At 67.3% G+C, this 23,377-nt stretch carries 20 protein-coding genes; 4 read left to right on the top strand and 16 right to left on the bottom strand.

Annotated elements, in window-relative coordinates; all coding sequences use genetic code 11:
• The first annotated feature begins 480 nt into the window (after positions 1–480).
• Both V3B48_RS02835 and V3B48_RS02830 read left to right on the top strand, forming a co-directional pair.
• Positions 481–1,299, top strand: a complete 819-nt coding sequence (locus V3B48_RS02835) for a S1/P1 nuclease (protein ID WP_010484081.1) — start codon at positions 481–483, stop codon at positions 1,297–1,299.
• Between the two features lie 11 nt (positions 1,300–1,310).
• Complete coding sequence (locus V3B48_RS02830; RefSeq protein WP_121504468.1) at positions 1,311–2,111, top strand: MBL fold metallo-hydrolase; 801 nt, start codon at positions 1,311–1,313, stop codon at positions 2,109–2,111.
• Between the two features lie 57 nt (positions 2,112–2,168).
• Here the strand turns inward: V3B48_RS02830 and V3B48_RS02825 are convergent, their stop codons facing one another.
• Genes V3B48_RS02825 through V3B48_RS02815 form a run of 3 tightly spaced genes read right to left on the bottom strand, consistent with a single transcriptional unit; the run spans position 2,169 to position 4,289 of the window.
• On the bottom strand, positions 2,169–2,732 hold the full coding sequence (locus tag V3B48_RS02825) for a hypothetical protein (protein WP_329893122.1): 564 nt from the start codon (positions 2,730–2,732) through the stop codon (positions 2,169–2,171).
• Positions 2,729–3,931 (bottom strand): TonB family protein, encoded by a 1,203-nt coding sequence (locus tag V3B48_RS02820; RefSeq protein ID WP_329893121.1) that lies wholly within the window; start codon positions 3,929–3,931, stop codon positions 2,729–2,731. Before V3B48_RS02820 ends, V3B48_RS02825 begins: the two co-directional genes overlap by 4 nt.
• Positions 3,924–4,289 (bottom strand): BlaI/MecI/CopY family transcriptional regulator, encoded by a 366-nt coding sequence (locus V3B48_RS02815; protein ID WP_014648244.1) that lies wholly within the window; start codon positions 4,287–4,289, stop codon positions 3,924–3,926. The genes V3B48_RS02820 and V3B48_RS02815 overlap by 8 nt, the downstream gene beginning before the upstream one ends.
• Before the next feature lie 118 nt (positions 4,290–4,407).
• Between V3B48_RS02815 and V3B48_RS02810 the strand changes: the two genes are divergently transcribed.
• Both V3B48_RS02810 and V3B48_RS02805 read left to right on the top strand, forming a co-directional pair.
• Positions 4,408–4,965 (top strand): flavin reductase family protein, encoded by a 558-nt coding sequence (locus tag V3B48_RS02810; RefSeq protein WP_285301627.1) that lies wholly within the window; start codon positions 4,408–4,410, stop codon positions 4,963–4,965.
• Positions 4,966–4,999: 34 nt separating this feature from the next.
• A complete protein-coding gene (locus tag V3B48_RS02805) occupies positions 5,000–6,952 on the top strand; it encodes an acetyl-CoA hydrolase/transferase C-terminal domain-containing protein (protein ID WP_285301626.1) in 1,953 nt (650 codons plus the stop codon).
• A gap of 125 nt (positions 6,953–7,077) precedes the next feature.
• Here the strand turns inward: V3B48_RS02805 and tkt are convergent, their stop codons facing one another.
• The 13 genes from tkt to V3B48_RS02740 form a co-directional block, all read right to left on the bottom strand.
• Positions 7,078–9,075 carry a transketolase gene (gene tkt / locus V3B48_RS02800; protein WP_049461813.1) on the bottom strand — a complete coding sequence of 666 codons (1,998 nt, stop codon included), beginning with the start codon at positions 9,073–9,075 and terminating at the stop codon, positions 7,078–7,080.
• Positions 9,076–9,498: 423 nt separating this feature from the next.
• Complete coding sequence (locus tag V3B48_RS02795) at positions 9,499–10,818, bottom strand: dicarboxylate/amino acid:cation symporter (protein ID WP_032127858.1); 1,320 nt, start codon at positions 10,816–10,818, stop codon at positions 9,499–9,501.
• Positions 10,819–10,875: 57 nt separating this feature from the next.
• A complete protein-coding gene (locus V3B48_RS02790) occupies positions 10,876–12,591 on the bottom strand; it encodes a BatD family protein (protein ID WP_329893120.1) in 1,716 nt (571 codons plus the stop codon).
• Complete coding sequence (locus V3B48_RS02785) at positions 12,588–14,462, bottom strand: tetratricopeptide repeat protein (RefSeq protein ID WP_329893119.1); 1,875 nt, start codon at positions 14,460–14,462, stop codon at positions 12,588–12,590. The genes V3B48_RS02790 and V3B48_RS02785 overlap by 4 nt, the downstream gene beginning before the upstream one ends.
• The gene (locus tag V3B48_RS02780; protein ID WP_032127855.1) at positions 14,459–15,463 is read right to left on the bottom strand and encodes a VWA domain-containing protein; all 1,005 of its coding nucleotides are present in this window, start codon (positions 15,461–15,463) and stop codon (positions 14,459–14,461) included. Before V3B48_RS02780 ends, V3B48_RS02785 begins: the two co-directional genes overlap by 4 nt.
• Positions 15,460–15,909, bottom strand: coding sequence for a DUF4381 family protein (locus tag V3B48_RS02775; RefSeq protein ID WP_329893118.1), 450 nt, complete (start codon positions 15,907–15,909; stop codon positions 15,460–15,462). Before V3B48_RS02775 ends, V3B48_RS02780 begins: the two co-directional genes overlap by 4 nt.
• The gene (locus V3B48_RS02770; RefSeq protein WP_329893117.1) at positions 15,906–16,835 is read right to left on the bottom strand and encodes a DUF58 domain-containing protein; all 930 of its coding nucleotides are present in this window, start codon (positions 16,833–16,835) and stop codon (positions 15,906–15,908) included. The genes V3B48_RS02775 and V3B48_RS02770 overlap by 4 nt, the downstream gene beginning before the upstream one ends.
• 8 nt (positions 16,836–16,843) lie before the next feature.
• The gene (locus V3B48_RS02765; RefSeq protein ID WP_032127852.1) at positions 16,844–17,869 is read right to left on the bottom strand and encodes a MoxR family ATPase; all 1,026 of its coding nucleotides are present in this window, start codon (positions 17,867–17,869) and stop codon (positions 16,844–16,846) included.
• Between the two features lie 196 nt (positions 17,870–18,065).
• Entirely contained in the window at positions 18,066–20,036 is a 1,971-nt protein-coding gene (locus V3B48_RS02760; RefSeq protein ID WP_329893116.1) for a type IV pilus secretin PilQ family protein, read from the bottom strand.
• Between the two features lie 21 nt (positions 20,037–20,057).
• Positions 20,058–20,591 (bottom strand): pilus assembly protein PilP, encoded by a 534-nt coding sequence (locus tag V3B48_RS02755; protein ID WP_329893115.1) that lies wholly within the window; start codon positions 20,589–20,591, stop codon positions 20,058–20,060.
• Complete coding sequence (gene pilO, locus V3B48_RS02750; protein ID WP_005410857.1) at positions 20,588–21,244, bottom strand: type 4a pilus biogenesis protein PilO; 657 nt, start codon at positions 21,242–21,244, stop codon at positions 20,588–20,590. Before pilO ends, V3B48_RS02755 begins: the two co-directional genes overlap by 4 nt.
• Positions 21,241–22,119, bottom strand: a complete 879-nt coding sequence (locus V3B48_RS02745; protein ID WP_329893114.1) for a PilN domain-containing protein — start codon at positions 22,117–22,119, stop codon at positions 21,241–21,243. The genes pilO and V3B48_RS02745 overlap by 4 nt, the downstream gene beginning before the upstream one ends.
• Positions 22,119–23,177 carry a pilus assembly protein PilM gene (locus V3B48_RS02740; RefSeq protein WP_010484061.1) on the bottom strand — a complete coding sequence of 353 codons (1,059 nt, stop codon included), beginning with the start codon at positions 23,175–23,177 and terminating at the stop codon, positions 22,119–22,121. Before V3B48_RS02740 ends, V3B48_RS02745 begins: the two co-directional genes overlap by 1 nt.
• Positions 23,178–23,377: the final 200 nt, after the last annotated feature.

The following is a 23,377-nucleotide window of genomic DNA, read 5'->3' as shown; positions in this document are numbered from 1 at the left end:
GATCCTGGTTACGGATCGTCGAGATCTAGGCTCGCACGGCGGCCCACGCCGGCTCTCGACGCCTACGCTGCCAGATTCCGATCAGATAAGGCTCGATCGGCGCATCCATGCGGCGAACGGTCCCGATCACCCCACCCTCTCCACCCTTCCCATCTGCGCGCGCGTGCCAGCTCAAGCAAAGGCAAGAGCAGAAACAGAACCTGAACATCCGAGGCGTAGTGGTTGCCTGTAATTGCAGGAGGCCGATTTTGATCCTGCATTTGTTTTTGATGTTGCCTTTGACGTTTGCATCCGTCTTCGCGGCCATGTTTGGAGGGGAGCGCAGCGGGAGGGGCGGCGGGACCGTTGGTGCCATGGATGGCGCCATCGAGCCCCCATGGATGGGTTTACGGCGTGTCCCGCCGCCCCTCCCGCTGCGCTCCCACTTCGGAACAGGAACGCGCCGCTCTTCAATCCACCTACCCCCGCTAGAATGTGCGCATGAAAGCCCTGCACTCCCTGTTCCTCGCCGCCGCCCTGGCGCCGGCCCTGCTGTCCGTCTCCGCCCCCGCCCATGCCTGGGGCGCGCAAGGCCACCGTCTGGTCGCCGAAGTCGCCGACGCCCGCCTCAACCCCACCGCCCGCGCCGAAGTGGACCGCCTGCTGGCCACCGAACCGGATGCCACGCTGGCCAGCATCGCGCCGTGGGCCGACCAGCTGCGCGCCAAAGACCCGGGCCTGGGCCGTCGCTCGGCCGGCTGGCACTACGTCAACATCGCCGAAGACAACTGCCACTACGAAGCACCGAAGCACTGCAAGAACGGCAACTGCATCGTCGAGGCCCTGAAGGCACAGAGCGCCATCCTCGGCGACCGCAGCCTGACCGACGGCGAGCGCCTGCAGGCGCTGAAGTTCGTCGTGCACCTGGTCGGCGACATCCACCAGCCGATGCACGCCGGTTACGCCCACGACAAGGGCGGCAACGACTTCCAGCTGCAGTTCGGCAACCGCGGTACCAACCTGCACTCGCTGTGGGACAGCGGCATGCTCAACACCCGCAAGCTGGACGACGCAGGCTATCTCCCGCTGCTGCAGAGCCAGCGCGCGCCGAAGCTGGCGCGCCAGTCCAACCCGCAGCGCGACCCGCAGACGTGGGCCGAGGCCAGCTGCCGCATTTCCATGCAAGCTGGCGTTTATCCGGCCACGCGTAAAATCGGTGACGAATACACCGAGCGCTACCGGCCGCTGGCCGAAGCGCAGCTGCGACTGGCCGGTGAGAACCTGGCGCAGTTGCTGAACCGCGTGCTCGGCACGCGCTGAGGAGAGTTCCGATGCCGGTCCAGGTGCAGTCGTTCTTCCACCGTGACAGCAACACCTTCAGCTATCTGGTCAGCGACCCGGCCAGCGGCGAGGCAGCGCTGATCGACCCGGTCCTGGACTACGACCCGGATACCGACGCCAGCAGTGAAGCGCCGCTGCATGCCGCGTTGCAGGCCATCGAACAACAGGACCTGCAGCTGCGCTGGCTGCTGGAAACCCACGCCCACGCCGACCATGTGTCGGCCGGGCGCCGCCTGAAGGAGCGCTTCCCGCAGGCCACGCTGGCCATCGGCGAAGGCATCCGCGCGGTGCAGGCCACCTTCGCACCGCGCTACGGCCTGCAGCTTCCTGCGGCCGATGAGATCTTCGATCACCTGTTCAGCGATGGCGAAACCTTTGCTCTGGGCGAACTGCGCTGTCAGGTGATCGCCGTGCCCGGCCATACCAGCGACAGCATCGCCTACCTGATCGACGATGCGCTGTTCACCGGTGACTCGCTGTTCATGCCCGACGGCGGTACCGCCCGCTGCGATTTCCCGGGTGGCGATGCCGCGCAGCTGTACCGTTCGATCCAGCGCCTGCTGGCCCTGCCCGATGCGACCCGCGTGTTCGTCTGCCACGACTACGGTCCGGGTGGTCGTGCATTCGCCAACGAAACCACCATCGGCGAACAGCGCGCACACAACATCCACGTGCATGACGGCGTGGCCGAGGCGGAGTTCGTCAGCGTGCGCCAGGCACGCGATGCGACGCTGGAAGAACCCAAGCTGATGCAGCCCGCGGTGAAGGCCAACATCCAGGGCGGGGCCTGATCCACGCCGCTGCGCTCGCCGGGCATGGCCCGGCGCTGCCCCGGTCATCGCAAGCGGTCATTTTCCCTGCGTACGCACCACGTGCTGTCCCTTCACGATCTCGAAGGTGAAGGCATACTGCAGGGTGACCGCCACCGGCTCGACGCGCTCGGCGCCGCGACAGTCGCCACGGTCGGCAGGCACCTTGCCAGCCGCGAAGTGGCAGACCGCTGCGGACGAGTACTTCCACATCGCCACGGCTTCCTGCGCCGCCTGCAGCAGGGGCGCATTCTCGCCTGCAGCACCTGCCGCGCACTCAGGGCGATCGGTCAGCGGCACGCTGCGTTCGACACTGCCCTGTGCATCAACCACCACCTGCAGGCAGATGGTGGTCGGTGCCAGCTCCGCACGCGGGTCACGATCACCGACCTCCGGATCCGGCGCCGCGTACAACTGCGGCATCCGGTAGCCCTCGCTCGCGCCCAGCGAATACGTCTGCACTTGCCCGCTGCCGCCACCGGCCTGCGGCCGCAGGCGCTGATGGCCGACATTCTCGCTGCGGGTATCAACGGTGGTCAGGCGATCCTGGGTCGCGCATCCTGCCAACAGCGCCGCCATCATCAACAGCGGCGCGGTCTTCACTGGGAGTCCTCGGTGTTGTCCATGGCATAGGTGATCGGAATCTTCACAGCCCCTGCAACGGGCTTTCCGTTCTTTATCGCCGGACGATAGGTCCAGCTCCGCGCAGCGGCGATCGACACCGCATCGAACACACCCGGATTGGTTGCGCTGAGCACCTGGACGTCAGTCGGATGGCCCTTGGCATCCACTTCCACGCGCAGGTTCACCACGCCCACCTGTCGCTGTTCGAACGCGGACTTCGGATAGGACGGCGGCGACATCTTGTCGACCTCTATCTCCCGATCCATGGCGGCCACTGTCTGGCCGTCTGCGGCTGCACCGCCCTGGCTGGCCCACGCCACCGCGCCCATTCCCAGACACAACCCGACCACCAGCACCTGCCCCGACACCCACGGCAATGCCTTCCGCTTGGACTGCTTCAACATGGCGATACGCTCCTTCAACACGGGTTGGCTGCGCCAATGGCAGACCGCTGGCGCAACCGGATGGACCAGCTGCGCCTTCAGCAGCGTGCTGGCGTAGAGACCGCGCAGCGCAGGCTGCGGGGCAATGGTGCGGGCATCGCAGGCCAGCTCCTGGTCACGCAGGAATCGGCGGGAGGCCCACGGCAGAAGCGGATGGAACCAGAACACCGCGCGTGCCATCAGCAGCGCCCCATTGGCCCAGTGATCGCCATTGCGACGGTGGCTGCGCTCGTGCTGCAGGATCAGGCCCTGCTCCTGTGCGGTGAACTGCTGGTCGAAATCCGGGCCTACCACGATGCGCGGACGCCACAGGCCGACCAGCGCGGGCAGGCCCGGGTCGGCGCTGGCCTGCCAGCTGCCATCGGCGCGTGCACACAGTTGGCCCATGCCACGTTCAAAGCGCCGCTGCGCACGTAGATCGCGTAGCAGACAAAGGACCGCTCCCACCATCCATGCCAGCAGCAACAGCCCGGCCCACGGCAACGACTGCCCTGCCATGCCTTCGACGGCGCCGGGTACCACTTTCAGCGGCAGCGTTGGCACATGCTCCAGAAGTGCCACCTGCGGCAACGGCAGCATCAGTGCCAGCAGCAGCAACGGCAGCAGCCACCAGCTGCGGTAGGCCAACGCCACGCCCCCCAGCCGCACCAGCAAGGGTCGCAGCACCGCCAGCACGACCACGCCCACCGCCAGCCACAGGCTGGCCTGCCACAGCCCATCGAGCAGCTCAGTCATGGTCCAGCTCCTGGATCAGTTTCTTCAGTTCGGCGATGTCCTGCGCACTCAACTGGCCGCGTTCGCTGAAGTGCGCAACCAACGGCGCAACGCGCCCTTCGAAGACACGACCAATGAAGTCCTGGCTCTGCGCCTCCACCCAGGCCTGCCGCTGCAGCAGCGGCCGGTACAGGTAGCGCCGGCCATCGCGCTCGGCAGTAATCGCGCCCTTGGTCAGCAGGCGGTTGAGCAGGGTCTTGATGGTCGGCTCGGCCCAGTCGCGGTGGGCCAGTGCGGCGACCACGTCATCGGCGCTACGCGGTGCCTGCTGCCATAGCACCTCCATCACAACGGCTTCGGCTTCGCTGATCGGAGTCATGGTTTACATCCGTAATCGACGACCTGATTACGCGCGTAATCGAATCGTCTGTCAAGCCCCTCGACTCCAGGTTCATCCCGGCTGCGCCAGCATCGATTCCTCCCGCCCCAGGCCCCGGATGAAAGCGCTGCCCAAGAAGGAATTCCCGGTCGAGCAGGCCCGCCGCTTCCTCGAACCCGGGCCGGTCGTGCTGGTCAGCACCGCCTGGCGCGGCCAGCGCAACCTGATGACGATGGGCTGGCACATGGTGATGGGCTTCTCGCCTTCGCTGGTCGCCACCTACCTGTGGGACGCAAACCACAGCCATGCGCTGGCGCGTGGCAGCGGCGAGTGCGTGATCAATGTGCCGGGTGTGGAACTGCTCGATACCGTGGTGGACATCGGCAACTGCAGCGGCCGCGAGGTCGACAAGTTCACCCGTTTCGAGCTTGATGCGCTGCCCGCGCGCGAGGTCGGCGCGCCGCTGGTCGGGCAATGCCATTCGTGCTTCGAATGCCGCTTGTACGACGACAGCCAGGTGGCGTCGAACAACCTGTTCATCTGGGAAATCGTACGCGCCCATGTTGCGCCCCGGCCGAAACTACCGCGCACGATGCATTACCGGGGCGATGGGCAGTTCATGGTGTCTGGCGCCGAAGTCTCCCGTCGACGGCGGTTCAAGCCCGACATGCTGTAATGCCCGCACTCCCCCACACGCAGGACCGCCGCGCATGACCGAACACCTCACCGACCTGGACGCCGCCGTCGACTGGTTGTTTGCGCGCGTGGACGGGCCGCTGCGGATCGGGGCACCGCTGGCACTGGGCAAGCCGCATCGGCTGCTCAATGCCCTTTACGCACGCGTCGAGCACGATCCGTCGCGGCCGCTGCAGCTGTATACCGCGCTGTCGCTGAACCCGCCGAAGGCGCGCGGCAACGGCCTGGAAGCGCGCTTCATGGCGCCGTTCGCGCAGCGCCATTTCGGCGACGATTTCCCGCGCCTGGCCTATGCCGATGCGATCGCGCGCGACGCGTTGCCGGCACATGTGCAGGTGGAAGAGTTCTACATGCAGTCCGGCGCCCTGCTCGGCTCGCGGCAGGCGCAGTCCAGCTATACCAGCCTGAACTACACCCACGCCGCCGATGCGGTGGCGCAGCGCGCGCCGCAGGTGATCGTGCAGAAGGTGGCGATGCGGCCGAACGACCGCCGGCTCTCGCTGTCGTGCAACAACGACATCACCCAGGACACGCTGGATGCGATGACCGCTCGCGGGCTGCCTCGCCCGCTGCTGATCGCCGAGATCGATCCGCAGCTACCCTACCTGGGTGGCTCGGCCACGGTCGATGTGTCGTTCTTCGATCTGGTGATCACCCCGCCACCACCGTACCCGGCGTTGTTCGGGCTGCCGCGGCAGCCGGTCGGCGATGCCGACTACGCCATTGGCCTGTATGCCAGCACGCTGGTGCGCGACGGTGGCACCCTGCAGATCGGCATCGGCACGCTGGCTGATGCACTCAGCCATGCGCTGGTGCTGCGCCACACCGACAACGCGCGCTACCGGCGCGTGCTGCATGCGCTGGATCCGCAGCTGGCCAGCCACCCGCTGGTGCAGGAAATCGGCGGACTGGATCCGTTCGAGGTCGGCCTGTATGGCTGCAGCGAAATGCTCAACGAGGGCTTCCGCCGGCTGGTGCAGACCGGCGTGATCAAGCGCAAGGTGCACGATGACCTGGCGCTGATGCAACGCATCGAGAACGGCAGCACGCTGTCCATCGACCACGCCACCCTGGCTGCCGAGGGCGAGTATCTGCATGGCGCCTTCTACCTGGGCTCGCCGGAGTTCTACGAGTGGTTGCGCACGCTGCCGGAAGACGAATGCCGTGCGATCGGCATGCGCCGCATCAGCGAGATCAACCAGCTGTACGGTGGCAACGAGACACTGGAACGCCTGCAGCGCCGGCACGCGCGCTTCTTCAACTCCTGCATGATGGCCACCGCGCTGGGCGCGGCGGTGTCGGATGCGCTGGATGATGGACGTGTGGTGTCCGGCGTGGGTGGTCAGTACAACTTCGTGGCGATGGCACATGCGCTGCCGGAAGCGCGCAGCGTGCTGATGTTCCGCGCCGCGCGCGATGACAAGGGCCAGCGCGAATCCAACGTGCGCTGGAACTACGGGCACACCACCATCCCGCGCCACCTGCGCGACATCTACCTCAACGAATACGGCATCGCCGACCTGCGCGGCCTGACCGACGAGGACTGCGTGCATGCGATGACCGCAATCACCGAGGCCCCGTTCCAGGGCGGCCTGCTGCAGCAGGCACACGCCGCGCGCAAGCTGCTGGCGGCCACGCAACCGGATCCGGAGCGCCAGCAGCGCAACACGCCGCAGGCACTGGCCGCGGCACTGGCACCGTTCCGCGTCGATGGCAGCCTGCCCGACTATCCGTTGGGCAGCGACTTCAACGAGATCGAGCAGGTGCTGGTGAAAGCGCTGGGCTGGCTGAAGGCCAACACGCAGACCCGCGGCGACAAGCTGCGCACGGTCTGGGCGGCGCTGCGGCAACCGGCTGGCGACGGCGATGCGGTGTACCTGCAGCGCATGGGCCTGCAGGCACCCAAGGATTTCGGCGAACGCCTGGACGCGCGACTGCTGCGCCTCGCACTGGCACGCACCGCCTGAAAAAAGGGACGGAGGGGATTAAGTCGTTTGTGCATAAACGACTTAATCCCCTCCGTCCCCTTTTTCTTGCGGCAAAGAAAAGGCCGGCGTGCGCCGGCCTTTCCCTTCCTGCTTCGCGAGGCTGCTTACAGCGCCTTGGCCGCTTCCACCACGTGGGCGGTGGTGATGCCGAAGTGCTTGTACAGCTGGTCGGCGGGGGCCGAGGCACCGAAGGTGTCGATACCAATCACCGCACCGTCCAGGCCGACGAACTGGCGCCAGAAACCGGTGACACCGGCTTCCACCGCAACGCGCTTGCGCACGGCGTTCGGCAGTACCGATTCACGGTAGGCCGCATCCTGGCGCAGGAACACGTCGGTGGACGGCATCGAGACCACGCGGGTCTTGAGGCCGGCCGCATCCAGCTGGGCCTTGGCTTCGGTGGCCAGCGAAACTTCCGAACCGGTGGCGATCAGGATCACGTCCGGGGTACCGGCGGCATCGGCCAGCACGTAGCCACCGCGCTCGATCTGGGCGATCTGCTCGGCGTCGCGCGGCTGGTGCGGCAGGTTCTGGCGGCTGAACACCAGGCAGCTCGGACCATCCTGACGGGTGATCGCAGCCTTCCAGCTCACCGCCGACTCGACCGCATCGCACGGACGCCACACGTCGTTGTTCGGGATGTAACGCAGCGAAGCCAGGTGCTCCACCGGCTGGTGGGTCGGACCGTCTTCGCCCAGGCCGATCGAGTCGTGGGTGTAGACGTGGATGGCGTGGGCCGGGATCAGCGCGCTCATGCGCACGCCGTTGCGGGCGTAGTCGCTGAACACCAGGAAGGTGGCGTCGAACGGAATGAAGCCACCGTGCAGGGCCAGGCCGTTGGCGATGGCGGTCATGCCGAACTCGCGCACGCCGTAATACACGTAGTTGGCGTTGGCGTCGTCGCTGGCAACCGACTTGCTGCCCTTCCACAGGGTCAGGTTGGAGTGCGCCAGGTCGGCCGAGCCACCGACGATTTCCGGCAGCAGCGGGGCGTAGGCTTCGATGGCCAGCTGCGACGCCTTGCGCGAAGCGATCGTCGGGCCTTCAGCGGCCACCTGGGCGATGTAGGCATCGGCCTTGGCAACGAAGTCGGCCGGCAGCTCGCCGTGCGAACGGCGGGTCAGCTCGGACGCTTCAGCCGGGTACTGGCTGGCGTACTTGTCGAACAGCTGTTCCCACTCGGCCTGGCGCAGGGTGCCAGCGCCATTGGCGCGCCAGCCGTCGTAGATCGCCTGCGGAATCTCGAACGGACCGTACTCCCAGCCCAGCTGCTTGCGGGTGGCTTCCAGCTCGTCCTTGCCCAGCGGAGCGCCGTGGCTGGATTCCTTGCCCGCCTTGTTCGGCGAACCGAAACCAATGGTGGTGCGGCAGCAGATCAGGGTCGGCTTGTCGCTCTGCGACAGCGCGGCCTCGATGCCGGCCTTGATGCTTTCCGGGTCGTGGCCATCGACATCGCGCACGACGTTCCAGCCATAGGCCTCGAAACGCTCCGGGGTATTGTCGGTGAACCAGCCCTCGACGTTGCCGTCGATGGAGATGTGGTTGTTGTCCCAGAAGCAGACCAGCTTGTGCAGGCCCCAGGTACCGGCCAGCGAAGCGGCTTCATGCGACACGCCTTCCATCAGGCAGCCATCGCCCATGAACACCCAGGTGCGGTGGTCGACCACTTCCAGTTCCGGGCGGTTGAAGCGCTGTGCCAGCAGCTTCTCGGCCAGGGCGAAGCCCACGGCATTGGCGAAACCCTGGCCCAGCGGGCCGGTGGTGGTTTCCACGCCCGGGGTCTCGTGGCGTTCCGGGTGGCCGGCGGTGTGGCTGCCCAGCTGGCGGAACAGCTTCAGCTGCTCGATCGGCAGGTCGTAACCGCTCAGGTGCAGCAGCGCGTACTGCAGCATCGAACCGTGGCCGTTGGACAGCACGAAACGGTCGCGGTTGAACCAGTGCGGGTTGCTCGGGTTATGGCGGAGATAGTCGTTCCAGAGGACTTCGGCAATGTCGGCCATGCCCATGGGCATGCCGGGGTGGCCGGACTTTGCGGTTTCAACCGCATCGGCGGCAAGGAAGCGGATGGCGTTGGCCAACTGGCGACGGGTAGGCTGCGTCATGGTTCTGTCGGAATCGGGAGGCGGCCGCGGACGTGCGGGCGGCCTATTGTCCCATAGTCGCCGGGCGGGGGGTCGGTTCACCTTGCCCGGTCGTGGGGGGGGGGGGGGGGGGGGGGGGGGGGGGGGGGCGGGGGGCGGGGGGGGGGGGGGGCGCCGGGCGGGCGCGCCCCCCCCCCCCCGTGCCGGCCGCTGGCCGGCAGTTGCGCAGAATTCAATGAAGATCATGAAGTTGCCGGCCAGCGGCCGGCACTACCCGCCCCCGGAGTTCGGGGGCTGCGCCATAGGCGCCGGGGTGTGGAGGCCGGTAAGGGGGGCCCGCGATTCGCATCGCGAAACGTGGGAGCGGCAGCGCGCATGCGATGACGCGTACCCGGCCAGCGGCCGGCACTACCGCCCCGGAGTCCGGGTGACGGGAATCCGGTCTCAGTCCTGCTGCGGGCCCAGCGCCGGGCCGTCGTGGGACTCGCCCTTGGCCACCAGCGTGGTCAGGGCCAGGTCGCCGGTCACGTTCAGCGCGGTGCGGCACATGTCCAGGAAGTGGTTCACGCCCAGGATCAGGCCGATGCCCAGCGGGTTCACGCCGACCATCGCGCAGATCATCGCGACCACCGGCAGCGAGCCCGACGGCACACCGGCAGTGCCGATGCCACCGAGGATGCAGACCGCCATCACCATGATCTGCTGGCCGATGCTCAGGTCCACGCCGAAGAACTGGGCCAGGAAGATCACCGTCACGCCCTCGAACAGCGCGGTGCCGTTCTGGTTGGCGGTGGCGCCCACGGTCAGCACGAAGCGCGACACGCGCTGCGGCAGGCCCATCTGGTCGGCCACGCGCAGCGCGGTCGGCAGGGTGGCGTTGCTGGAGGCGGTGGAGAACGCCATCACCGTCGCTTCCTGGGTATCGCGGAAGAACGACAGCGGCGAACGACCGGACAGCCATACGGCCGTACCGTAGCTCACCACCATGTGCAGGCCGAGTGCCAGCACCACCACGCCCACGTAGGCACCGAGGCGGATGATCAGCTCGAAGCCGAACAGCGCGGCCAGGTTGAACATGAAGCAGGCCACCGCATACGGGGCCAGGCGGATGACCAGGTTGATCAGGGTCATCGAAATTTCGAACACGCCTTCGATGGCGCGGCGCAGCGGCGCGACCTTCTCGTTGTCGGTCAGCACCATGCCGATGCCGAACATCAGCGCGAAGAACATCAGCGACAGGATCGCGCCGTTGTCAGACGCGGCCTGCAGCACGTTGCTCGGCACGATCGACAGCAGCATGTCCATGCCCTTCGGCGTGCCGTGGATGCCCGCGACAATCTCCTTGCTGCGCTCGGCGTTCTCCGACAGCATCATCGCAGCGACCTGCGGGTCGACGCCGACACCCGGCTTGAGCAGGTTCACCAGCACCAGCCCGATTCCCACGGCAATGCCGGACAGCAGCACGGTATAGGCCAAGGTCTTCCAGCCGATGCGGCCAAGGGCGCGGATGTCGCCCATCTCCGACACACCCATGATCAGCGCCGAGAAGATCAGCGGCACGATCAGCATGAAGATCAGGTTGAGGAACAGGCCCGACGCCGGGGTGGTGATGTAGTCCATTACCCACTTGGCACCGGCCTGCAGACCATCGACGCTGCCGCCCAGGGCGTGCACGATCAGTCCCAGGATCAGGCCGATCGCAAAGCCGATGCCCATCTTCCAATGCAGGGGCAACTTCTTCTTGTCGGCAGCAGCTGCTGTCATGCGCGGGTTTCCTCGAAAAATGAATGCACTCTAACAAAGCGCGCAAGCGGCGCCGGTTCAGGTTCGCCGCGGCGGATACAGCGGCGCCAGGCCAGTGTCAGCGGTGCCGGCAGCCGCCGACCAGTGCGGTCCGTCACGGAAGGCCTCGCGCAAGCGCGCACGCAGCGACGCCAGGTCGCCCTGCCCACCCCAGCGCGCCTGCTGCAGTTCCTGCAGCACCTGGCGCTGGGCGGCATCCTCAAGCCGCGCGATGACCTGCTCGATACGTTCGACACCGGCCATCGCACACAGCTGCGCTTCCACCTGATCAAACCCTTCACCATCCAGCGCGCGGCGCAGTTCGGCCACGCCGGCACGTCCAGTCGCCACAGCCGGCACAGCGCCCTTGGCCGCCACGGGCGCCGCCACGCGCGGGCGACGGCCTCGCTGCCAGCCCCACAACAGCGTCAACAGCCACAGCAACGCCAGGCCGATGGCGGCGCCCATCCACGGCCATGGCCGCTCGGACAAACCACTGGCGCGCGGATCGGTCGCCGCGATACGGCTGTCCTGGCCATCGCCATCCGGCAGCGCCGCATCGGTGTCGATCGGCGGCAGCGGTGCAGGTGGCGCACTGCCAGCCCCGTTACCGGCCACCACGGCCAGCGTCAGGTCCGGCAGCTTCGCTTCCTGTGCCTTGCCATTGCGCACGTCCCACCACGGCAGGCGCGGCCCCGGCACCACCAGCGAACCCGGCTGGCGCGGCACGATCGAATAGCGGCGGGTGATCTTCAGCCGCGGCGTACTGCCATTGAAGGTCTCTTCGTACTGCGCAGGTTCGGCGAACACCTGCGCGGCGTTGCCGACGTCGGGCACCGGCAGATCGGTGAACTGCGCGCGGGTGGCGCCTTCGGCAATCGCCTCCACCACCACGTTGGCCGCCTCGCCGGTACGGGCGCTGGTCGGTGCACTGGTGTAGCGCAGCTGCAGGCCCTGCAGCGGCAGCCATGGCTGCGGCGCGTGTGCCGGTTGCGCCTGCACCTGCAACGTGCGATCGGCGCCGGTGGCATTCATGCGCCCGTCGCCGCCGCCGAAGAAATCGTCGAAGAAGCCACCGGCACTGCGCCCGCTGAAGCGCGCACCGGCCAGCCGAAGTGCACCGCTGCGCTCGGGGATCAGCAGGAAGCGCCGCTCGACCACGTTGTAGCGGCGGCCGTTGACCTGTCGCACATCGGTGCGGTCATCGCCCACCCGCTGCAACGACGCGCCGGCCGGTGTATCCAGCACCAGTTCGCCGGAGGCCAACTGCGAAGCGAAATACAACCGCACCACCACGCCTACGCTCTGCTGCACATACGGTGTCTCGTCATCGACAGCGGTTTCGATGAACGCCACCGCATTGCTGTCGGGACCGGCCACGGCAGCGGCATCCACCTGCAGGGTCAACGGTGCGGTACGTACGCTGCCCACCTGCAGGCCCGGCACCACCAGTGCACCGCTACGCCGTGGCGTGAGTGCCACGCCATACAGATTGCGCTGCTGCATGCTGCCATTGCTCCACGCTACCTGGCGGCTGCTGGTCTGCCCGCTGAGGTCGAAGTCGGTGCGCAACGGTGTGAAGTCAGGGGCGCCCTGGTCGCTCTCGACATTGAGCGTGACCGTGTCGCCCATCGCGATGCGGTCGCGGTCCAGCCACGCACGCGGCTGCGCCCAGGCCAGCAGCGGCAGCCACAGCAGCAGTGCCGCCAGTACCTGTCGGGGCCAGTGCCCGTGCATGTTGATCGCCCGCGTCATCGCCCTTCCCTCTTCCTGCGTTCGTTTTCCAGCTGGAACTTGGCCCGCAGCAATGCGCCCGGATCATCCGGCACGCGTCGCATCCACGCCTCCACCGCCTGCTGCTCCTCGCGTTGGCGTGGGGTGGTGCCGTCGCTGCCTGGCACGGGCTTGCCATCCTGATCGCCTTTGCCCTCACGTGCCTGCTGAATGGCCTGCTGCATGCGCTGGCGCTGCTGCTCATCAGCCTGGGCCTGCGCTTTGGCATCCTCCACCTGTGGTGGCGCCTGCTGTCCATCGCGGCCGCGCTCGCCGGGCTGCGGGCTCGACTGGTTCTTGTCGTCACCGGGATTGGGCTGGCCCTGCTGACCCGACTGCGGCTGTCCCTGACCGGGATTCTGCTGGCCCTGCTGCGGCTGCTGGCCCTGCGGATTCTGCTGGCCCTGCGGATTCTGCTGGCCCTGCGGATTCTGCTGGCCCTGTGAATCGTTCTGCTGCTTCTGCTGCCCGTTCTGCGGTGGCTTCTGCTGATCCTGGCCTTTGCCGCCCGACTGCTTGCGCTTGCGCGCGGCATCGACCACGGCACGGTTGGCGACCGCATCGGCCATGCCGGGATGCAGTGCCAGCGCGCGGTCGTAGGCGGCAATGGCTTCGTCGTAGTTGCCCTGGCGGGCCAGCGTATTGGCCAGGTTGTACCAGCCCGCATCGCTGTCGATTCCCTCGAACTGCTTGCGGGCACTGGCGAAATCACCGTTGCGGTAAGCCTGCGCACCTTCGGCCAGACGCTGGTGCTGCACCTGGTCGGCGCGCTTCCACAGCGTGCCCTGCGCCGGCGGTGCGGCCGGCACCGCAGGCGCCTGCGCCTGCACATCACTCATCCATGGCAGCAGGCCCACCGCCAGCACCGCCGCCAGCAGCGCGCGGCGACGGAAAGCGAGCAGCGCCAGCAGCATCACCGGTGGCAGCAACCAGAACCCTTCATCACGCCATTGCTTGCCCTCGCCGGGCCGCTGCGCTGCAGTACCCTCGCGTGCATCAAGTACGCCCAGCGCACGCAGATCACTGTCATCGGTGGCGATGCGGGCATAGCGGCCTCCGCCTGCGGTCGCCACCGCACGCAGGCTGCCTTCATCCAGCGCGGCCTGGCGGATCTGCCCAGTGCCATCCCGGTACGCCGCACCGGCAGATGTGCCCAGCCCCAGTACCGACACCTGCATGCCGAGGCTGCGCGCCTGCGCTGCGGCCAGTGCCGCTTCATCATCCGCCTGATCGCTGACCAGCAGGATCTGCCCCCGCAATGCCCCGATCTGGCGCATCAACCGCGTCGCCCAGTCGATGCCACGGTCGGCGCGTTGTCCGTCGCGCGGCATCACATCCGGCGACAGCGCGTCCAGATACAGCGCGACGTTGCTGCCGTCATCGGTCAGCGGTGCCACGGTGTAGGCATCCTCGGCATAGACCACCAGGCCCACCTGGCCACCCTGGCGGGCACGCAGCAGCTCGCCCACTTTCGCCCGAGCCTGCAGCAGGCGCGACGGCGGCAGATCGGTAGCATTGATCCGGCTGGACAGATCCAGCACGACCAGCAGCGGTGCGCTGGCCTGGAACATCGGTTGTGCCTGCTGCCGCCAACTCGGCCCAGCCATGGCCAGCGCTGCCAGGGTCCAGCCCAGCAGCACGGCCCAGGGCAGGCGTGCACGGCGGCGCGTGCCCGCAGCCAGCAGATGCGGCAACAGGTGGGCATCCACCGCTGTTCGCCACACGTCGCTGCGCCGCTGCCGATACAACGCCACCGCGATGATCAACGGCAGCGCCAGCAACGCCCACAGCCATTCCGGACGCAGGAAGTGCAGCGCGTTCCAGTCGGGAAGATTCGAAGCAAGCGCGATCATCGGCGACGCTCCGGCCACAGCCAGGCCAATGCGCCCAGCAGCAAGGCCAGGCCCAGCGCCCATGCATAGCGTTCCTCGCGCGGTCGCAGGCTTGGCCCCTTCGCGGCGATCGGCTCCAGCCGGTCCAGTTCGGCATAGATGCCGGCCAGCTGTGCAGTGTCGCGGGCGCGGAAGAACTGGCCGCCGGTCATGCTCGCGATCTTCTTCAAGGTAGCCTCGTCGACCGGATCCTGGTCGGCGGAAATGGGAATACCGAACAGGCGCATGCTGCCATCACCGCCAAAGGCGACGGTGTGGATACGCACGCCCTCGGCACGCGCGACTTCGGCGGCACGCAGCGGTTCCAGCACGCCGGCATTGCTGACGCCGTCGGTCAGCAGAATCAGCACGCGCTGGCCTTCAGGCTGGCTGCGCAGGCGCTTCACCGCCAGGCCGATGGCATCACCGATGGCGGTCTCGCGCCCGGCCAGGCCGACCACGCTGTCGCGCAGCTGGTCGCGCACGCTGGCCAGATCGGCCGTAAGCGGCGTCAACGTGTAGGCGCGGTCGCCGAAGATCAGCAGGCCGATGCGATCACCGGCGCGGCGATCGAGGAAGTCGGCCAGCACCGCCTTCGCGGCAGTGAGGCGATCCACCGCCTGCCCGCCCAGCACCATGTCGCCCTCGCCCATGCTGCCGGACACGTCCATCGCCAGCATCATCTGCCGGCCCTCCTGCGGCGGCGTGATCGCTTCACCCAGCTGTTGCGGGCGAGCCAGTGCGACGCACAGCGCGCACCAACCCAGCCACAACAGCAGCGTGCGCAGCCACGACACGTCAACGCGGCCGCCACCGGACAGCGCTTGCAGTTCCGTCGCCGCATAGGGCACCCGCAGCGCAGCGCCGGGATCGGCACGACGCTTCCACCAGCGCATCAGCAACGGCAACGGCAGCGCCAGCAGGGCCAACGGCCACGCCAGCTGCAGGTCCGGCCATGGCCAGTAACTTGCCAGCAGATTCATCGGCGCCGCTCCAGCAGCATGGCCAGATAGCGCTCGCGCGCCCAGCTGCGCAGCGCCGCCACATCGTTGGCGTCCACCAGTGGGCGATAGGCGCCTTCCGCCAGCAGACTGCGACGTGCCGCGGGCAGCGTGCCTTTCGGATCCACGCGCTGCCACCAGGCGTCATCGCGCAGGGATTCACTGCCGGGCTGCGCCAGGCGTGCGGCGCGACGCAGCAGTCCGGCGATGGCCGCCAGTTCCGCAGCAGCATCGGCGGTAGATGCCAGCTCCTGATCGAACAGCTGCAACCAGCGCTGGCGGCGACGGCGACGTTGCCACCAGAAGAAGGCCGCCACCACCAGCAACAGCAGCACCACGCCGCCGATCATCAGATAGCCCGGTGCCGGCGGCCACCATGATGGGGCGGGTGGCACCTGCACATCGCGCAGCGGCAGGTTCGCGCTCATGCCGGCACCTCGGTCGGTGACGGCGCCAGCCAGGCGTCGCTGGCTGCATCGGTGGACAGTACCTGCACGTCGACGCGGCGTGCGCCGAGCTGGCGCCGCAGCGCCTGCAACGGTTCGACGAAGTGCGCCTGCCAATGTGCCTGCACCTCGCTGCGGCGCAGGTCGAGACCGATGCGCTGCTGCGCGGTCTGGAACTGCAGCGCGGCCGAGGGCGGCTGCATCTCCAACGGATCGACCAGCAGCACCAGGCTGAGGTCATGGTGCTGGGCCAGCGCGCCCCAGCGCGCCGGTGGAATGCGGATGGCCTGCTGCGGATCGGCCAGCACCAGCACACGTGCACCCGGGCGCAGGACGCGACCGGCATGGTCCAGCGCACGTTCCAGGCCAAGGTCATCGGCCGGGGGCTGCGCATACCAGCGGGTGAGCGCGTCCAGCACGCGCAATACGCCGCGCGGGCCGCCTGCCGGTGCAATCGGTGGTTCACGGTCGCTGCCACGCAGGGCGCCGATGCGATCGCCACGACGCTGCGCCGACCACGCGGCGACGGCGCCCGCGCGTGCAGCCTGCACCGATTTGAAGCGCACGCGGGTGCCGAAGTACAGGGCCGGCGAGGTATCGGCCACGATCAGGCTGACCCGCTCGCGTTCGGCCTGGAACAGCTTGGTGTGGGCACGTCCGGTACGCGCGGTCACCCGCCAGTCGATATGCCGTGCATCATCACCGGCCACGTACTCGCGTGACTCGGCATATTCCATGCCACGCCCGCGCAGCGGCGACGGCGCCTGCCCGGCATTGCCGGCGCGGCCACGGCGTGGCGGCGGCGGTCGCTGTGCAAGGCGGCGCAGCGCCACCAGTTCGGACAGTTGCGGGCGCAGCCCGTCACCGTCACTGACGGAGGAGGCGTGGTGCAGGGATGGATCGGTCATGCGCAGGCTCAGGGTGCCGGCACCCGGGCCAGCAGCTCCTGCACCAGGCGCTCACCATCCCAGCCTTCAGCGGTGGCTTCGTAGCTGGGCAGCACGCGATGGCGCAGCACGTCGGCAGCAACCGCTCGCACGTCATCGGGGGTGACGAAATCGCGGCCAGCCAACCAGGCGCGCGCACGCGCGCAGCGCTCCAGCGCGATGGAACCGCGCGGGCTGGCGCCCCATGCAATGCGGCGGCCAAGGCCAGCGTCATAGCGCGACGGATCACGCGAGGCCAGCACCAGCTCGATCAGGTAGCGTTCCAGCGCCGGCGCCATGTGCAGGTCCAGCACTTCGCGGCGGGCATCGAACACATCCTGCATCGGCAGCTTTTCCGGCGCTTGTGCGGCTTCGCCCAACGCACCACGGGCGCGCTCGCGAGCCAGGCGCAGGATCTCCGATTCGGCGGCCTGGTCCGGGTAGCCGATGCGCACATGCATCAGGAAACGGTCCAACTGCGCTTCCGGCAGCGGGAAGGTGCCTTCCTGCTCGATCGGGTTCTGCGTGGCCATCACCAGGAACAGCGGCGGCAGCGCGTAGGTGTGGCGGCCCACGGTGACCTGGCGCTCGCCCATCGCTTCCAGCAGTGCCGACTGCACCTTGGCTGGCGCGCGGTTGATTTCATCGGCCAGCAGGATCGGATGGAAGATCGGGCCGGGTACGAATTCGAAGCGGCCTTCCTGCGGGCGCCAGATCTCGGTGCCGGTCAGGTCGGCCGGCAGCAGGTCCGGGGTGAACTGCACGCGGGCGAAGTCGGCCTCCAGGCGCGAGGCCAGCGCGCGGATCGCCGTGGTCTTGGCCAGGCCCGGAGCGCCTTCCACCAGCAGGTGGCCATCGGCCAGCAGCGCGATCAGCAGGCGTTCGACCAGCGCGGCCTGGCCGACGATCTCGGCCGACAATGCGTCGCGCAGCTGGCTGAAAGCGGCATGCAGGCGGGAGGTGGCCGGCGCGGACGGCGGCGAGACGGTTTCGGGCATCGGCGGTGGCAGGTTCATGGGGGCCTTTGACCGGCGCGGGACGGCACGGGTTCCCGACATCATCGCAGGGTGCCCTGCGAATGGCATCAAGAACGGCTGAACGGCCCATCCACGCATGGCGTGGATCTACTGGACATGGGGGCGTGGATCTACCTGTGCGAACGCAGAAGGGCCGCGCATGGCGGCCCTTCTGCGTTTCGCGGGTGACGCGGGCTCAGTTCTGCTTGGCCACGCGCAGCACCTTCGGGGTCACGAACACCAGCAGCTCGGCCTTGTCCTTGCTGCGGCCACGCTTCTTGAACAGGTTGCCGAGGAACGGGACATCACCCAGGAACGGGACCTTGCTGATGCTGTTGCGATCGGTGAACTCGTACACGCCGCCGATGACCACGGTCTGCCCATCCTCGACCAGCACCGCGGTATTGACCTCGCGGCGGTTGATCGACGGCACGGTACCGTAGCCTTCCAGCTGGATCAGCCGATCCACTTCATCCTTCTTCACCTGCATGTTGAGGAACACGCGGTTGTCGTTGGTGATGGTCGGGGTGACCTTCAGCTCCAGCACCACTTCCTTGAACTGCACATTCGGCGTGGCGACACCACCCGCACCGGCACTGATGGTCACGTAGCCGATTTCCTTACCCTGCTTGATCAGGGCCTCGCGCTGGTTGGTGGTGACCACGCGCGGGTTGGAGATCACTTCGCCACGCGACTCTTCCTGCATGGCCGACAACTCCACGTCCAGCAGGTAGCCCGCATTGAGAATCGACAGTGCCAGCGAGCCTGCCGGGTTGGTCGATGCCGCCGGCATGGCCCAGTTCAGGCCACGGGTGATCGCCGAACCGACCGGAATCGGCGCCGGGCCGGTGCTGCCGCCCGCCACCCAGTCGCGGTACGCCTTGGCGTTGGTCGCATTGGCTTCGACCTGCGCCTTCCGGGTTGCCTCATTGGCTTCCAGATTGCCACTGAAGTAGGCGTTGTCACGGCTGCCGCTGATGCCGAACCGCGCACCCAGCTCACGTGCGAACGTATCGGTCGCGATGACGATGCGGCTCTCGATCAGCACCTGGTCGACCGGGCGGTCGATCACGTTGATCAGCTCACGCATGCGTGCGATCTTCTTCGGAATGTCGCTGATCATCAGCGTGTTGGTGCGCTCGTCGGCGACGATGCGGCCACGGCCGGACAGGAAGCCACTTTCCTCCTGCGACGACCCACCACCACCGCCACCTGCACCACCCCCACCGCCACCACCGCCGATGCCCTTGGCTTCGGTCAGGGCTTTGAAGATCTGGGTGGCGCTGTGGTAGTTGATCTGGACGTAATCGGTCACCAGGTCTTCGCGGTTCTCGATGGCGATGCGAGCGTCTTCCTTCTCCTGCTCGAACTTGGCCAGTTCGGCCTGCGGGCCGACCCAGATCACGCTGCCGTCGCGTCGCTTGTCCAGGCCCTTGGCACGCAGCACGATGTCCAGCGCCTGGTCCCACGGCACGTTGACCAGGCGCAGCGTCACATTGCCCTGCACCGAGTCGGAGGCCACCACGTTGAGGTTGGACTCTTCGGCGATCAACTGCAGCACGGTGCGCACCGGCACGTCCTGGAAGTTGAAGGTCACCGGCTTGCCGGTGAAGCCACGCTGGCCGACGGCCTTTGCCGCCTGGGTGACGCTGCCTGCGGTCACTGCACCGACGGCGGCCGGAGCCTGCCGCGCGCTGATCTCGACCACGTATTCGTTGCCGCTCTGGTAGGCCAACGACTCCACCGCACCACCGGTGCTCAGCACCAGCTGGGTGCCGGCGCCGGACGGTTTGGCGTCGATGCGCTGCACCGGCGTGGCGAAGTCGACGACATTCAGGGGCTTCTGCAGGTTGGCCGGCAGGCGGGCATTGCCGACGTCGACCACCACGCTGTTGCCCTGCGTGCGCAGGTCCGGGATCGCGCCTTGGCCGTCAAACTGCACGATCAGGCGGCCCGCGCCATCATCGCCGCGCTTGAAATCGATCTTGGCCACCGACAGGCCGGCGGGTGCCGCGGCCGGTGCGACGGTGGTGCCCACCGGCTTCTCCGCCGGTGCGGCGGCCAGCGCCGGAGCGCAGGCCAGCATCAGCGCGACTCCCAACGCGCTGACACGGTTCAAGGTAGAGCGCCGGATGGGACGCAGCCCCTTGGCTTGGTGAAAGGTCATCGTGCTATCCCCAGTAAACGATCATTGATCTTCAAGCGAGAGCGTTGCCGGCCGTTCCAGCCAGCCGCCCGCGCCATCCGGCACCAGCTCGATCAGCTCCACACGGTCTTCGAAGACCGCAGTGACCCGCCCGTCGCTCTGCCCCAGGTAACCGCCCGGGCGCACCCGGTAGGTCACCTTGTCCGGCCCCATCACCAGCGCGACGGTGCCGCCGCCGGTGCCGATGGTACCGACCATGTCCAGTGCGTCCAGCGGGAAGCCCTCCAGGGGCTCCTTGCGCCGGTTCGGATCCGGCCGCAATCCGCCATTCCCCTGCGGATTGGTCCAGGCATCGGTGAACGGATCACGCAGGCCCTGCGCGGAGTACTCGAAGGTCTCGAACTGCTGCATCACAGGCAACGGTTCCAGCGGCTGCGCCGGCCGGGCACGTTCGCTTTCCACCCACTTCTCGAGATTCGGCGCGTCGCCCGGCGTGCTGGTCACGCCACGGCCGCAAGCGGCCAGCAGCAACACGGCAGCGACCATCCCGCAACGTGCAAAGAAGGAACGGATCACTTGCTGCCCTCCTTGCCGGCTTCAGCCTTCTGCTGTTCCTGCACCTCGGTCTCGTCGAGATACCGGTAGGTCTTGACCGTGCCGGACAACTCCAGCGCACCGGCACGTGAACCGCCACCCGCCTTGTCCGCAGGCTTCAGGTTGATGTCGTGCATGGTCAGGATCACCACGCGCGGCAGCGAGGCCACGCCACTGACGAACGCACCGAACTGGTGGTAGCTGCCCACCATCTTCAGCTTGATCGGCTTCTCGGCGTAGAACTCCTTGACCTGCTCCTGTTCCGGCTCGAACAGCTGGCTGGTCAGGCCGCTGGACAGCGCGGTCTGCGAAATGTCGATGATCAGGTCCGGCATTTCGGTCTTGCTGGGCAGCTGCCGCAGCATCTGCTGCAGCACCTGCTCCATCTGCGCCAGCTGCTGCTTCAGCGGCCCCAGGTTCACCGCGCGTTCCTGCTGCTTGGAGAACTCGGTACGCAGATCGCTTTCCTTCGATTCCAGGCTGGCCAGTTCATCGCGCTTGCCGCTGATCAGCAGCATCCACGCAACGAACATGATGACCAGCGCCAGCAACGAACAGAAGACGATCTTGGCCTTCTGCGGCCAGTTGCCGATGTCGTTGAAATCCAGGTTCTTCAGATCGATTTTCTGGCTCATGCGCGATCCCCCTGCAGCGGGGCGTAAGAGGCCTGCGGCGGCTGCGCCAGGCGGCTGCCCTCAGGCCTGGCGGCCGGTGCCGGTGCAGCGGGCTGGTTCGGCTTGGCCGGTGCAGGCGCAGTGGCCGGAGCGCTGGCGGGCGCTGCTGCCGGGGCCGCCGCCGGTGGGGCCGGAGCCGATGCTGGTGCAGCGGCCGGGGCCGCCGCATCGGGGCCGGCGGCAAGCGCCGCCACGGCGGGCGTCGCAGCCGGCGCGGCCGCCACGCTGCCATCAGCATTCAAACCGGGGGTGCCGGTCTCTTCACTCTGCGCAGGCAGCTTCACCGTGACCTTGAACATGTACGGCAGTGCCTTGATGTCCGATACCGGGCCGGCTGCACTCTTGTCTCCGGCACTGGCCTGGATGATCGACAGCTCCGGGTTGGTCATCCAGCCGGAGGTTTCCAGGTTGCGCATGTAAGCCGACACGCGTGCATTGGACTGGGTGCGTCCCTCGAGGGTGAGCATGTCCCCTTCCTGCTGCAGGGCGGTCAGCACCACGCCGTCAGGAATCGTACGCACCAGCGCATCGAACAGGTGCACCATCTGCGAGCGCTTGGCCTGCAGTTCCTCGATCACCTTCTTGCGGGCCAGCAGGCGGTCCTTCTGGGCGTCGAGGCGGTCGATCTCCTTGTTCTGTTCCTTGACCTTCTCGATCTCGGCTTCCAGATAGGCGTTGCGGTCCATCTGGCCGCTCACCTGGCGGTCGTAGTAGAACCAGATCACCAGCGACAGCAGCAGGCCACCGATCGCGGCCATGCCCAGCATTGCGTAGAACTCGCGCTGGCGTTGCTTGCGCCGCTCGGCGCGCCAGGGCAATAGATTGATGCGTGCCATCAGTCGAAGCTCCTCAGCGCCAGACCGGTTGCGATCATCAGCGCGGGGGCATCCTGGGCCAGCGCATGCGCGTTCACCTTCGGCCCCAGGGTCATCTGCGCCAGCGGGTTGGCGACCACGGTCGGCACGCCCAGCTGTTCCTCGACCATTTCCGGCAGACCGCCCAGCACGGCGCAGCCGCCGGCCAGCACGATGTGATCAACGCGATTGAACTCGCTGCCTGCGTAGAAGAACTGCAGCAGGCGGCTGATCTGCTGGACCGTGGCTTCCTTGAACGGCTCCAGCACTTCCATCTCGTAGCTTTCCGGCAGCCCGCCCTGGCGCTTGGCCAGTCCGGCTTCCTCGTAGCTCAGGCCGTAGCGGCGCATGATCTCGTCGGTCAGCTGCTTGCCACCGAACACCTGTTCGCGGCTGTACAGGCTGCGGCCGCCGCGCAGGACATTGAGGGTGGTCATGGTGGCACCGATGTCGACCAGCGCGACCACACCCTCGATGGATACCGGCAGCTCGCTGGCGACCAGGGCATAGGCGTTCTCGACCGCGAAGGCCTCCACGTCCATCACCTTGGCCTGCAGGCCACCCAGCTCCAGCGCCGACTGGCGCAGTTCCACGTTCTCCGAACGCGACGCGGCCAGCAGCACCTGGACCATCTCCGGGTTGTTCGGGATCGCCCCGATCACCTCGAAGTCCAGGTTCACTTCCTCGATCGGGTACGGAATGTAGTTGACCGCTTCCAGCTCGATCTGGGCTTCCATGTCGTTCTCGTCGAGCTCGGCCGGCATCGGGATCACCTTGGTGATCACCGCCGACCCAGCGACGGCGGCAGCGGCCAGCTTGGCCTTGCTCCCCGAGCGGTTCATCGCGCGGCGGATGGCCTCACCCACGGCCTCCACTTCCACGATGTTCTTCTCCACCACCGCATTCGGCGGAAGAGGTTCCACAGCGTAATGTTCCACACGAAAACGATTGCCACTGCGGGACAGCTGCAAAAGCTTTACCGCAGTCGAACTGATGTCGACGCCTACAAGCGGCGACTGACTTTTTGGGATGAGCCCCACGGTTTCTCCCCTGCCGACGGGCACTTGGACGCAAGACCTGCGCCCGAGCATTAATAACGTATTCTTAGCAAATGGCAACGGCCCTGCTGTGAAGTCCCTCACGGATTCACCATGCAGCCCCTGACTGTTCCCCTTGCGCTCCCCGGTGCCGACCCCAGCCGCCACCTTGCGTAATCTATACTCTGCGACCACGAAATTCG

It is taken from the genome of Stenotrophomonas sp. SMYL20 (assembly GCF_036320045.1).
GTDB lineage: Bacteria > Pseudomonadota > Gammaproteobacteria > Xanthomonadales > Xanthomonadaceae > Stenotrophomonas > Stenotrophomonas maltophilia_A.
The sequence above is the reverse complement of the archived record's forward strand: the minus strand, read 5'-3'. Positions and strand labels throughout refer to the sequence as shown.

Coding starts and splice junctions, on each gene's coding strand:
- V3B48_RS02835 (WP_010484081.1), top strand. CDS start 481: ATGAAAGCCCTGCACTCCCTGTTCCTCGCCGCCGCCCTGGCGCCGGCC.
- V3B48_RS02830 (WP_121504468.1), top strand. CDS start 1,311: ATGCCGGTCCAGGTGCAGTCGTTCTTCCACCGTGACAGCAACACCTTC.
- V3B48_RS02820 (WP_329893121.1), bottom strand. CDS start 3,931: ATGACTGAGCTGCTCGATGGGCTGTGGCAGGCCAGCCTGTGGCTGGCG.
- V3B48_RS02815 (WP_014648244.1), bottom strand. CDS start 4,289: ATGACTCCGATCAGCGAAGCCGAAGCCGTTGTGATGGAGGTGCTATGG.
- V3B48_RS02810 (WP_285301627.1), top strand. CDS start 4,408: ATGAAAGCGCTGCCCAAGAAGGAATTCCCGGTCGAGCAGGCCCGCCGC.
- V3B48_RS02805 (WP_285301626.1), top strand. CDS start 5,000: ATGACCGAACACCTCACCGACCTGGACGCCGCCGTCGACTGGTTGTTT.
- tkt (WP_049461813.1), bottom strand. CDS start 9,075: ATGACGCAGCCTACCCGTCGCCAGTTGGCCAACGCCATCCGCTTCCTT.
- V3B48_RS02795 (WP_032127858.1), bottom strand. CDS start 10,818: ATGACAGCAGCTGCTGCCGACAAGAAGAAGTTGCCCCTGCATTGGAAG.
- V3B48_RS02790 (WP_329893120.1), bottom strand. CDS start 12,591: ATGACGCGGGCGATCAACATGCACGGGCACTGGCCCCGACAGGTACTG.
- V3B48_RS02785 (WP_329893119.1), bottom strand. CDS start 14,462: ATGATCGCGCTTGCTTCGAATCTTCCCGACTGGAACGCGCTGCACTTC.
- V3B48_RS02780 (WP_032127855.1), bottom strand. CDS start 15,463: ATGAATCTGCTGGCAAGTTACTGGCCATGGCCGGACCTGCAGCTGGCG.
- V3B48_RS02775 (WP_329893118.1), bottom strand. CDS start 15,909: ATGAGCGCGAACCTGCCGCTGCGCGATGTGCAGGTGCCACCCGCCCCA.
- V3B48_RS02770 (WP_329893117.1), bottom strand. CDS start 16,835: ATGACCGATCCATCCCTGCACCACGCCTCCTCCGTCAGTGACGGTGAC.
- V3B48_RS02765 (WP_032127852.1), bottom strand. CDS start 17,869: ATGAACCTGCCACCGCCGATGCCCGAAACCGTCTCGCCGCCGTCCGCG.
- V3B48_RS02760 (WP_329893116.1), bottom strand. CDS start 20,036: ATGACCTTTCACCAAGCCAAGGGGCTGCGTCCCATCCGGCGCTCTACC.
- pilO (WP_005410857.1), bottom strand. CDS start 21,244: ATGAGCCAGAAAATCGATCTGAAGAACCTGGATTTCAACGACATCGGC.
- V3B48_RS02745 (WP_329893114.1), bottom strand. CDS start 22,119: ATGGCACGCATCAATCTATTGCCCTGGCGCGCCGAGCGGCGCAAGCAA.